This window comes from Clostridium chauvoei (genome assembly GCF_002327185.1).
In the GTDB taxonomy this organism is placed as follows: Bacteria; Bacillota; Clostridia; order Clostridiales; family Clostridiaceae; genus Clostridium; species Clostridium chauvoei.
Genome location: NZ_CP018624.1, coordinates 2,824,516 through 2,837,160 on the forward strand (window position 1 = coordinate 2,824,516; position 12,645 = coordinate 2,837,160).

At 28.5% G+C, this 12,645-nt stretch carries 10 protein-coding genes and 1 pseudogene; 5 read left to right on the plus strand and 6 right to left on the minus strand.

The window, feature by feature from the left end:
• Positions 1-298 precede the first annotated feature (298 nt).
• The 4 genes and pseudogenes from BTM21_RS13240 to BTM21_RS13255 all read left to right on the plus strand — a co-directional run bounded on the left by BTM21_RS13240 (position 299) and on the right by BTM21_RS13255 (position 6,384).
• Positions 299-2,875 (plus strand): hypothetical protein, encoded by a 2,577-nt coding sequence (locus BTM21_RS13240; RefSeq protein ID WP_131431675.1) that lies wholly within the window; start codon positions 299-301, stop codon positions 2,873-2,875.
• A gap of 567 nt (positions 2,876-3,442) precedes the next feature.
• Positions 3,443-3,931: pseudogene (locus BTM21_RS13245) on the plus strand (MarR family transcriptional regulator).
• Positions 3,932-4,088: 157 nt separating this feature from the next.
• Complete coding sequence (locus BTM21_RS13250) at positions 4,089-5,339, plus strand: MFS transporter (RefSeq protein WP_021876838.1); 1,251 nt, start codon at positions 4,089-4,091, stop codon at positions 5,337-5,339.
• Between the two features lie 352 nt (positions 5,340-5,691).
• Positions 5,692-6,384, plus strand: a complete 693-nt coding sequence (locus BTM21_RS13255) for a YjjG family noncanonical pyrimidine nucleotidase (protein ID WP_021876839.1) — start codon at positions 5,692-5,694, stop codon at positions 6,382-6,384.
• A gap of 585 nt (positions 6,385-6,969) precedes the next feature.
• Here BTM21_RS13255 and rlmH read toward each other — a convergent pair.
• The 6 genes from rlmH to BTM21_RS13290 form a co-directional block, all read right to left on the minus strand.
• Positions 6,970-7,449, minus strand: coding sequence for a 23S rRNA (pseudouridine(1915)-N(3))-methyltransferase RlmH (gene rlmH / locus BTM21_RS13265; RefSeq protein ID WP_021876840.1), 480 nt, complete (start codon positions 7,447-7,449; stop codon positions 6,970-6,972).
• A 45-nt stretch (positions 7,450-7,494) separates the two neighbouring features.
• Positions 7,495-8,139: an Hsp20 family protein gene (locus tag BTM21_RS13270; protein WP_079481732.1), complete on the minus strand. Its 645-nt coding sequence runs from the start codon at positions 8,137-8,139 to the stop codon at positions 7,495-7,497.
• Positions 8,140-8,248: 109 nt separating this feature from the next.
• A complete protein-coding gene (locus BTM21_RS13275; RefSeq protein ID WP_021876842.1) occupies positions 8,249-8,890 on the minus strand; it encodes a lactate utilization protein in 642 nt (213 codons plus the stop codon).
• Between the two features lie 83 nt (positions 8,891-8,973).
• Positions 8,974-9,471: an SEC-C metal-binding domain-containing protein gene (locus BTM21_RS13280; RefSeq protein ID WP_021876843.1), complete on the minus strand. Its 498-nt coding sequence runs from the start codon at positions 9,469-9,471 to the stop codon at positions 8,974-8,976.
• 118 nt (positions 9,472-9,589) lie between these two features.
• Positions 9,590-10,381 carry an MBL fold metallo-hydrolase gene (locus BTM21_RS13285; RefSeq protein WP_021876844.1) on the minus strand — a complete coding sequence of 264 codons (792 nt, stop codon included), beginning with the start codon at positions 10,379-10,381 and terminating at the stop codon, positions 9,590-9,592.
• Between the two features lie 24 nt (positions 10,382-10,405).
• Complete coding sequence (locus tag BTM21_RS13290) at positions 10,406-11,665, minus strand: UDP-N-acetylglucosamine 1-carboxyvinyltransferase (protein WP_079481733.1); 1,260 nt, start codon at positions 11,663-11,665, stop codon at positions 10,406-10,408.
• A 359-nt stretch (positions 11,666-12,024) separates the two neighbouring features.
• On the opposite strand from BTM21_RS13290, the gene BTM21_RS13295 reads away from it, so the two are divergent.
• The gene (locus BTM21_RS13295; RefSeq protein WP_021876846.1) at positions 12,025-12,561 is read left to right on the plus strand and encodes a hypothetical protein; all 537 of its coding nucleotides are present in this window, start codon (positions 12,025-12,027) and stop codon (positions 12,559-12,561) included.
• Positions 12,562-12,645 lie beyond the last annotated feature (84 nt).

A 12,645-nucleotide genomic window follows, 5' to 3' on the forward strand; every position in this document is an offset into this window, starting at 1 on the left:
CACTTTCGTCATATAATGACAAAAGTATCATTTTTAAGAGATTATTTAATTCTAGTAATTATATATTATGATTAAACATAAAAATTTAAGTAATACTTGACTTTTTTTTAAGGATTACTTAAATTTTAATTATAATATATATTATAAAATATAAAAAATTCTTCTTAAAGATGAGGTGTTGTAAATGAATAATTAAACTAATTTACTTAAAAACAATATGAGAACTAAAAAAGAAAGAGGTACATAAATGAAAAAAAAATTATTAAGTTTACTTCTATGTATATGTATGTTTATCACGATGTTGAATACTGTGGCATTTGGAGAACCAAAAGAAGTTTTAACAACATCAAACAATATTATTTACATGGATGTAAGTGTTGGCTCAAACTCTGAACAAGATGGTAGTTCAGAAAAACCATATTATGATATTGCAAATGCAATCTATGCAGCAAAAGATGGTGATACTATTGTTATTAAAAATAACGAGGGTTATGTAAATGATTTAACTTCAGGCGATTTTGGGCAAAATGCCCCTCTAATTATTGATAAAAGAGTTACTATCCAAGGAGAAGGATATCCTATTCCATCGTTAAATCTACGTTGCGGAGAAATCATTCTTGCTAAAGATGTAACGTTTAAAAATTTCAATTTTAACTATACAAATTCTATTGTATCAATATTTGCAAACGGTCATTCTTTAGCTCTTGAAAATATTGGATATAATAATGATTCAAAGATTATTGATATATTTGGTGGCTCATTAAGTGGACAAACTGTTGACCATGGAAATAAAAGCAAAATAATGGTGACAGGAAAGAACACGAACATAGGTGATATTTTTGCAGGAAGCCAAGGTGAGGACTGGACTCAGGATGTTGACATTACTGTGGAAGGGAAAATTGGTAGCATAGGTACTATATATGCTGCAGGAAAAAATAGCAACTCTATTGGAGATGTGTCCATTAACCTTAACAACAGTAACGTAACAAATGTAGATGGGAAGCAAGGTGAAAATACCTTAAAGAATGCTTCTGTCTCAGTAAGTGTAGAAGATACAAATGACTTAATATCTTTTGAACACTTAGGTAGGCTGGAGTTAATGAATGGTAAGTTAACACCTAAAGCTTTAAATGAAAACATAGAAATAAAAATTCACTCTGAATGTAGCTTAGACTTATCTGCTGTAACTAAAACTGATTCTTCTTTTGAAATAAAAAGATTATATGGTGAGGAAGGAAGTACTTTATATACTAATAAAGATGATTCTATAAATATTATGGAGTCTTTTATTGGAAATATTGAGTTCAGAACTGTTAATAATTCTACTTTAATACAGGATGAGTCAGGATTGGTAGATCTTAACCATATATATATCAATGCTGAAAATGCTACTGAAAAACTAGGTATATTTACATTTACTCCACATTTTACTCAAAAAGATAAAGTTACTCTGACTAATGTCGATGGAAAATGGACTGCTATGCCTACAGGAGAAAACTATGTAAAAGTTCCTGGTGTAGATGATACTGTACATATAGATGAAAAAGATGTACCAGTTCCTGTTACAGATACTACTGTTCTCATGGAGGAAAATGGATTAGTTTCTGAAAAAAGTAGTATATTTAAAGCTTCTTCCAATTTTGAACCTTTTAAGACTACACAAAAAATTTCAAGAGCAGACAAAAATAATGTGGAAGGATATGATAACCTTAAAGAAGTACTAAAAAATCAAATACTACCTCAAGGTGTTAATGCTCTTATAAAAACTTTCCCTCTTACATTCAAATATTTAGATAAATCGGATATTGGAATAGGAATAGGATTAAAATTATATAGTGGTTCATACTTATATGACAGTGATCCTCTTTCCAGTGCTCTTGCTTATATAAAGACGTCTTATTTATTTGAAAAAGTTAATGATAGAGTAGTAATAGATTTATATTATACGTTAGCAGTAAATTATGATATGTTTTCATTCATTGATAACTCCACAGGGGAGTTGACACCTAATAGCAGAAAAAACTTGGAAAGCACTCTGGCACATGAATTAATGCATGCAATGATGTTTGAATCATTAACAAGCGGCATGATAGGAATATCTCAAAGTAATCCAAGAAGCGACTCAACTAAAATATTTCCTAGCTGGTTTATAGAGGGAACAGCACAAGCAGCTGGTGGAGGTGCTAATACTGTCAGAAGGTCATTGCGTATTACAGCAGACTCAACAGAGTCTGATATAAAAGCTAAACTTCAAAAATTTTATCTGAATAAAGGAAATGTATATGCCGATTACGGAACAGGTTATTTGGCTGCCATGTATTTAGGATATTTAATGAATGGTGAAAATTCTGTGAAAAAAGAAGATATTTCTAATGGTTTAGATAAGTTCTTAAATGAAATTCGTGGTGGAAAGAGTTTAAATAAAGCTATTATAGAAAATACAAAATATTCAAGTATCAGCGATTTTGAGAATAATTTTGCAAATGATGCTGCAGGATTTACCAAAAAATTAATGACCGAAATTGGAAATGATGGTTTTGGAGCATTAATGGCCGACTCATATCAAGATACAGATATTTTGGATGATAATGCGATTGATATAAATGTTTTTAATTTAAATACCGAACATGACAGAGTTCTTAATATCTATCCTAAAGATTTCGTTGTTATGTCAGGAGGACAAAAAGAAACAGATGGAGTAGCAGGCCCAGGATATTCAAATACGGAAGATGATTTATCGAATCATGATGAAAATACCTCACTCGAAGAAGAAATTGATTCTGAAGATCCACTATTAGAAGATTTTCTATCAAACTCAAAAGATTCAGTTTGGATAATAAGTATACAAGGCGAAATACAAGAAACAAAATATTAAAATAAAAAGTAGGTAATGTTCATTCAATAAAAGCTACTTCTCAACTTATTGGGTGGTTTGATACAAAACCACAACCCCCCTGACATTATAAATCACTAGGAAAAAAGTCTACATCACAAGTTATACTAGTTATAGCTGAAATTGCTATAGTTCTAAAACATTTTGTAGAGCTGATGATTTAGTAATTTTAATAAAGTGTTAACTTCGTTAAAGTATCTATTTAAATGGGGGTTACAATAAATGTTGGAGGTAGCGTTAACCAAAAAGCGTTGATGTGAAAAACATAAAGCAAGTGAAAATAATTATGAAATATATATCTTATAAAGATATTAAAGCTTTTATTAATACACCTATCCCTAAAACTAAAAATATTCTAAGGATTGCTTAGTGTTTACATACTAAGCTTTTCTTATTTATATTAATTTTTATTACTTATGATACCTTATTCCAAACTACAAAAATAGACTTAGTCCGTAATAAAGGAAAACAGCCCTCTTCTAGTTTGTTGACGTGGAAGTAAAAAAACTTTATAATATTACTTATATTGTAAAGGAAAGGAGACACATCATGGGTAAAGGTGAAGAAGTCATAGGACGTTTCTGGGATGTTATGAATAAAATGATATGGCTTAATAATTATGTGATGAAAGAAAAACTAAAAGATTATAAGCCATCGGAAGTACACTGTATCGAATATATTGGAAAAAATGAATATTCTAATGTAACAAAACTTTCAGAGGCTTTTCGAATGACAACAGGTGGGATTACTAAAATCACCAAGAAACTTTTATAAAAGAATTTTATTGAAAGTTATAGGAAGCCAAATAACAAAAAAGAAATTTATTTTAGACTAACCAACCAGGGAAAAGAAATCTTTATAACTCATGAAAAGCTACATAAAGAATTTAAAAATCGAGATAAAGTTGTCTTTAACAATATATCAGAAGAAGAATTTGATATTATGCTCCATTTTGCTCAAATATATGATAAGCACTTAGATGAGGAAATAAGGAAACTAGATATTGATATTAAAAAAGGAAACTGTGATAAATTTTGAATCATAATGCAGCCAACGCTTAAAGATAGGCTGCAATTTTTTATTTTTAAAAATAACTTCCAAGGAAACAAATTTTGTTGACAAGGAAGAAAAATGATAATATAATAACATTGCTTCCAAGGAAATAATAATATATTTTGAAAGAAGGTTATTATTAATGAAAAGTAAATCAATTTTTTCTAAAGATTTTATTCTTGTAGCAATAGGACAGATTATTTCTTTATTTGGAAATCAGATTCTACTGTATTCACTTCCTCTTTATCTACTTCTTGAAACAGGTTCATCTACCCTATTTGGAACAATTTCAGCTTTCTCATTTATTCCAATGCTTATATTGTATCCAATTGGTGGTGTTATTGCTGATCGATTGAACAAACGAAATATTATAGTTATATTAGATTTTTGCACTGTAGTATTATCATTTATATTTTGTATATTAGTAGGAAAAATTAGTATTGTACCATTAATAGCAGTAACTATGATAATTTTATATGGTATACAAGGAGCATATCAGCCAACTGTAAAAGCAAGTATTCCTATTATCGTAGATACTGAATATCTTATGCAGGCAAATTCTATTATTGATGTTATTAGTTCTTTATCAGGTATGGTAGGACCAGTAATTGGAGGAATTCTATTTTCAATTGTAGGCTTACAGACAATTCTCTATGTAAGTATTATATGTTTTTTCGCCTCAGCAGTAATGGAGGTTTTTATACATATTCCATTTGAAAAAAAACAGACAAATGGAAATATATTTATTACTGGTATTAAGGATTTAAAAATTAGTTTTAACTTTATGTTAAAAAAACAACCCGTTTTATGGAAGATGTCAATATTTTATGCTTCAGTTAATTTGATTATGACATCTTTGGTTTTAATAGCTATTCCAGTTATTATTACTCACCATTTAGGTTTTTCAGTTGATATAGCAAATAGACTATATGGATATGCAGAAGAAATAATTGCTGCTGGTAGTGTATTAGGTGGTATACTTGTAGGTACATTATCAAAAAAGATAAAATCAAAATCCATTCCATTTTTTGTAATAAGCGGTTCTATATCCCTTATTTTATCAGGGATATCATTACAAATGATAAAAGAACCAATAATGTCTTATATTATTATGATTTTCGGATGTTGTCTTATGCTAATATTTCTAACAGTATTTACAGTACAACTTATTTCCTACATTCAAATTATTACTCCCCACAATTTAATTGGAAAAGTTATTTCATGCGTCATATGTATTTGTATGTGTACAAATCCCATTGGTCAGTTTATTTATGGTATTGTATATGATAATATCGGAAGTAACATTTATATTCCATTCTATATAGCTTCATCACTTATGATTATAATAAGTATTTTTTCTAGACATATCTTCCATGAAACTTCTATTCACTGAAAATATTGCAACCACTCGAAGTCAAGAGGTTAATGAAATGAAACAGATATTAATTCCAATAAAATACTCATAAAATTAAATCTATAATGATACTTGTAAATTTTATCTATAACTAATGATAGAAAGTCTTCTGTTTTTAAACATGGGAGTTTTCTAAGGCTTACTTATCCACGGTTTTCATAATATAAAATTCCTTTTGGTCAATATTGTTAATTTTAAAACTTCATTTATTAGTATATATTCTATTTCTAATATGTATTATACTTAATTCAAAATCTAATGAAAAATATAAAGAAAAACAACTAAAATTACTTGATAATTAAATTAATTATTTAAATTAGGAGGATATGTTATGAAATATGAAGTAATATTATTTGATGCAGATGAAACATTATATGATTTTAAAAAATCAGAAAGAGAAGCATTTAAAAATACAATGCTTAATTTTAAAATAAAATATGATGAAAGCTATCATTTAAAAACTTATCAAGAAATAAATACAGCTCTCTGGATGGAATTCGAACAAGGGCTTATTACACAAGAAAAATTAAAGGTAGAAAGATTTAAAAGATTATCAGATAGATTAGATTTAAGTTTTGATGAAAATATTTTTGCAAAATCATATATGGAACACTTGGCTAATGCATCATTTCTATATGATGATAGTATAGACCTTATAGAAAGTTTAAATAAGTTTTATAAGCTTGCCATAGTAACCAATGGCCTTACTTTTGTTCAAGATAAGAGAATCAGAAAATCTATTATATCAAAATACTTTGACACTATAGTAATATCCGAAGAAGTATTAATATCAAAACCAAACCCTAAAATTTTTGAACATACTTTAAAAAATATAAATCATACTGATAAAAGTAAAGTGTTAATAGTCGGAGATAGCTTAACTTCTGATATACAGTGTGGAATAAACTTTGGTATAGATACTTGTTGGTATAATCCTAATAATATTATAAATGAAACATCAATAAAACCTGACTATGAGATTTCTAATTTTAATGAACTTAAATCTTTACTGCTTAACCTGTAAAAATTTCTATAATTAGTAGTACAAAAGGTATAGAATTAAATTTAGCTCTATACCTTTTGAAATATTTGTAAAAATATCATTTGCTTATGGTACGGTTCTCCGTAACTACTCCAAGTGAGATTTTACCATTTTATTCTTGTGTATATATTCTACATAATTATGGTATAATTCTAAATTGTTATTTATATAATTAGATTAGTTTTAAAACATAATCTTTTTGTTCATTATTTAAAGATTTCAGTTAAATTTATTGGTCTTGATATTGAAATTAAAAGCAAACAAAAAGATGCTCCATCCTCGCAAGATTAGCATCCTTTTTGTTAACTTATTCCGTTAAATCCAATAGCCCTAAAACAAAATAAATGTTCTAAGACTTAGCTTAGTGTTGATGCACTAAGCTTTTCTTATTTATATAATATCAAATTTTTATAAAAAATAAACCTATATAATTTTTTTATTTTAACCTCAATAATATAAATTAGAATTTATCGCATACAATATTGAAAAATTATTTATTAAAGGAAACACACTACTCGTCTTCGCTCGTAGGTGTAAGTTCGCCTTGCAAATATAAAATTTGGAGTCTTACTTATGGTACGGTTCATTTTTCATTATTCTAAAGGCTCTATATATTTGTTCTAATAACATAACTCTAAATAATTGGTGTGGAAATGTCATTTTAGAAAAGCATAGTTTATAGTTAGCTCTTTTTATAACTTCTTGAGATAATCCTAAGCTCCCACCTATAATAAACGCTATGTTCGAATTTCCCATAACTCCACAGTTCTCTATAAAGTCTGATAATTCTTCTGATGTTATTTGTTTTCCTTTTAGATCCATTGCCACAACAAACATGTTATCTTTTATTTTTGAAAGTATTAATTGGCCTTCTTTATCTTTTATCTGTTGTTCTTCTTTTTCTGATGCATTATCTGGTGTTTTTTCGTCTGGTAATTCTATAATATCTAATTTACAATACCTACTTAGTCTTTTTGAATATTCATCTATAGCTTGTTTTAAGTATTTTTCTTTTAGTTTTCCTACTGAAATTAAGGTTATATTCATTCCATTTTCTCCTCTTGTGTTAATTCTAATTATATATTATCATAATTATTCTGCCTCGGTAAAACTATCTACATCTATTATTGTTGGTTCTTCTTCTTTTGGTTTTTTAGGTAAATATATTTTTAGTACGTTGTCTCTATAAGTTGCTCTTATCTTATTTTTATCTACATCTGGAACGTAAAAGCTTTTTTCTATATTTTGTCCTGGTTGAACAAATGCAACCATTGTATTTACTCCATTACTAAATACTTGGCTTTTCTTTACTTTTATTAGTACCCGTTCATTTTCGTAGTCTATATCTATACTATTTTTATCTATTCCTGGAAGATTTCCTTCTATTAAATATTTATCACTATAATTTGTTATTTTAAAATCTATTTCTCCTAATTCATCTATCTCATCAATCATTGACGATATTGCATCGCTATTTATAACGCTATCTACTATATTATCAATTAGCTCTGTATTATTAACTAATGTTGTAAATACTTGAGTAAAGACACTATTAAATGTATTTGCAAAACTTTCTCCAAGATCTAAGCTATTGTTTGCATTCCAGCCATTATTATAATTATTGTTTCCGTTATAATTATTATTATAATTATTGTTCATATTCCAGTTGTTGTAGTTATTATTATTCATCATACCATTTAACATTCCACCAAATAAGAATGGAAACATTTGAAACATATTAATCTCCTATATAAAATACTACTCACTATATATTTATTTTAAATGATGTTTTTTGACACAAAAAATACTAGGAGATACTATCGTAAAGTCCTAGTATTTTTATGTTTTAATATCCTATTTCTTCATTCATAAATATTACATGCATTCTATCTACTCTGCTTTGACTTCTTATTAATGTATATTGTCTACACATCTTTTCTTTACTATCACAATCCATACAATAGCCAACCTTGCTACAAGGTGTTTGTCTTTTTAGTCTTAAGCCATTTGCAGGTGCTGCAACGTCTCTTACTCTATTTATAGCTTCATTAATGCTTTTAACTATCTTATTTATTCCTACAACTACTATAACTTTTTCCGGTCCAAACATCATAGCTGCAACTCTATTTCCGTTTCCATCTACGTTATAAAGCTCTCCATCTTCTGTGATTGCATTACTGCTTGTAAAATATGCATCAGCTGAAAAAGCCCCTCTATATATCTTACCAACTTCTTCAGGTGTAATTCCCTCTTTTCCTCTATCTAAGAAATTGTATCTACCACTTCTTAAGTGATCTAAAACTCCACTTTCAGCTAATGACATTGAACCTCCACAAGAAACTGTAGCTCCTTCTTTTACTAATTCCTCTATTTTAGTTATTAGTTCTTCTTTGTCTTTAACTAAATATCCATTCATATTATTAGCTTTTAGAGCTTCAATTGTTCTTAGTATTCTTTGTTCATTAACCCATTTAACATTACTATCCATATATAATCACCCTCCATTTTTATCCTAGTTTAATTATATCAAAAAAAAGCCTGACTTATATCAGGCTTTTATGTTAAATCTTATTACTTTCCACAGCACTTTTTATATTTCTTGCCACTTCCGCAAGGACATTGATCATTTCTTCCTACTTTATTATCATTTCTTACTACAACAGAATCTCTGTATTGCTTTTGGATTTCTCTTCTCTTTTCTTTTGAGAATATAGCATCCCATTGTGCTAAATTATAAAGATATTCTGCTTTTGCATCTAACATATTAAAGTATAACTGTTCTAAATTTATGTCTAGTATAATTTCTTGAGTAGCAGTTACGTTTTCTAAATCATATGGTGTATTTAAACTATCATTGATTCCATCAATAAATCCCATAACAAACTCTGATGTTGTTCCGTATTTCTTTGCTAACGCTTCAATTGTTGTCTTCTCTTGGTTATTGTGGTTAGCTAATAAATCTTTGTATATAGCAGTTTCTATTTGTGTATATTCTGCCCAGAAAGCTTGCTCTCCTTTAGTCTTAACATATTCAACTACCATATCTGTCCATTGTTTATATAAACTCATAACTCTTTCTCCTTATCACTCATCTTAATTTGTTCTTAATTTATACTTGAATTATACTAACTAATTAAAGTTATTTCAAGTAACCATTAGTACTAATTATTATTTTTTAATTTTATTATTAGAACTCTATTATATTGCTTGGTTCATGTCTACTTGCCATAGATAATTTAATGTCTTCACCTTGGATTATGTTGTTCCCGTTTAAAACACTAAGAACCGTCTCAAATGCTAAATCTGGATGATTGTTTGTACCACTTAAATGTCCTAGAATTATATTTTTTCCTGGTTTATGACTTAATAAATCTACTATAGCTCTTCCACAATCTTCATTAGATAAATGACCAACTTCACTTAATATTCTTCTCTTTAGTGAATAGGGATATGGCCCAAATTTTAGCATACTTACATCATGATTACTCTCTAATAAGATAACATCCGAATCCTTTATGTTATCTTTTATCTCTTGAGTGTATATACCAAAATCAGTTGCTACACTTACATTTTTACCTTTTGAATGTATAGTATAGCCACATGGTGCTATGGCATCATGTGGTATATTAAATGATTTTATATCTAAGTCTTTTATTTCAATAGTTGATCTTCTATCAATTATTTTTATATTATGTTCTTTTATTTTACCTATATTATTTTCCATAGCTGTCCAGGTGTTTGCATTAGCATATATAGGAATATCATATTTTCTTGATACAACTCCAACACCCTTAATATGATCTGAATGTTCATGGGTTATAAAAATTCCATCTATAGCTTTAGGATCTTCACCTATTTTTTTTAATGCCTCATCGATCTTCTTACCTGGTAAACCAGCATCTATTAATATTCTAGCTTCCTCAGAAGCAATAAATATGCTATTACCACTGCTGCCGCTATATAATGAGCAAAATTTCATTTACTTATCCCCCACATATATTCTTTATTGAGCTTCTCTTGTTATATCTGCACCTAAATCTGTAAATTTGTATTCTATGTTAGGATATCCTCTATCTATATGTTCGATTTCTGTGATTTCAGTTTTTCCTTGTGCTATTAATCCAGCTATAACCATAGCTGCACCTGCTCTTAAGTCAGTTGCTCTAACACTTGCTCCATTTAATTTATCAACACCATTTATTATAGCTGTTCTTCCGTCAACTGCTATATTTGCACCCATCTTGTTTAATTCTTCAGTATGTTTATGTCTATTTTCCCATATACTTTCTACTATTAAACTCTTTCCTGGCACAATACTTAATAATGCTGACATAGGTTGTTGTACGTCTGTTGGGAATCCTGGGTATGGTGTTGTCTTAACGTTGATACCTTTTAATGGACCTTCAACACGCACTCTAATGCTATCATCGCCTTCTTCTACTATAGCACCCATTTCTGTAAGCTTAGCTGTTATAGACTCTAAATGCTTTGGTATAACATTTTTAATAGTAACATCACCCTTTGTAGCAACTGCTGCTATCATAAATGTACCAGCTTCAATTTGGTCTGGTATAACACTATAATTACATCCTACTAATTTTTCAACGCCTTTTATTCTAATAACGTCTGTTCCTGCACCCTTAATATCAGCACCCATTGAATTTAAGAAGTTAGCTACATCAACTACGTGAGGTTCTTTAGCTACATTTTCTAATATAGTCGTTCCTTCTGCTAAGGTTGCTGCTATCATAACATTTATTGTTGCTCCAACAGAAACTACATCAAAGAAAATACTAGTACCTTGTAATTTTTCTGCTTCTATTGTTACTGCACCGTTTTCAATTATTACTTCTGCACCTAAAGCTTCAAATCCTTTTATATGTTGATCTATTGGTCTAACACCTATAGGGCATCCTCCTGGTAATTCAACTCTTGCCTTACCAAATCTTGATAATAAAGCTCCTATAAAATAATAAGATGCTCTCATTCTTCTTACATCTTCTGTGCATGCATTTACACTGTGTACGTCCGTAGCATCTATCTCTAATGTATTGTTATCTATTTTATTTACGCCACATCCTAGGCTTTTAAGAATTCTTTCTAAACAATGTACATCTTCTATATCTGGTACATTATCGATAATACATTTCCCCTCGCTTGCCATTATAGCTGCGGGCAATATCGCAACCGCTGCATTTTTAGCTCCGTTAATCTCGACTGAACCCTTTAAAGCCCTGCCTCCGTGTATAACTAACTTTTCCATCCATTTCACCCTTATCATCATTTATATATATATTAATCTTGCCTATTATTCTGTCTATTATCCATATTTATGTTTAAAAGGTAATTTTAACTCTTTTTAAGTTTGAAAACTACCTTCCCCATTATAACATAAATTTTCATTAATTAAATAGAGTTTTTTATGGTAAATGTGCTTTTTACTCGTGTTCATTAATTTTATTATAGTTTTACGCCCAATATCCACTTTTTGTAAAAATTATTTCCTTATGTAAAAGTTTTAACTATTCTTACTTTTTAAATTTGATACTGTATGTTATAATCAATAATAAAGCTTGAATACTTGATTATAAGCAAGCTAACTTAACTTGAGAGGTTATTTTTATGAAATATTATTTAGTAGCATTATTTGATGAAGAATCTTATAAAAACTTGAATCCTATTCAAAGAAATCTTTCTAAAAAATTTAGAGCTAATAGGAATTCACCTACTCCCTATATACCTCTAGAAGTAATAGACAATCCAAACATAGATAAACTTGATTTAGTTGTAGATAAAATAATAAAACCTTATAAAAACTTTAAGGTTCAAATGTGCAATCAAGTTTCAATTTCTGAAAATAGTAAGACTGTTAATTTAAAGATAGAAGATAGAGGTTATATTAAAAGACTAAATAGATTAATGAGTGATACTTTAAAGATGCACGGCTTCAATCTAAAAAGTTATAACAACGAAATACCACTTCATATATCTATTGCTAATTTAAATTTTGTTCCTAAGGATATGAAAAAAACAGAAAGTGAAATAAATTTAAAATCTTCTTTAGAAACATTAAAAGTAAATAGAATTGAGCTTTGGAAAATTTCAAATAACAAAAGAGAAACATTAATTAAAAGTTATCCTTTAAAAACAAACTCATAGCTTTTATAAAACTGCTTAATACTAACATTGTATTAAGCAGTTTCTATTTACAAAAAATTAATTTTTTCTGTAGTCGTTTACCGT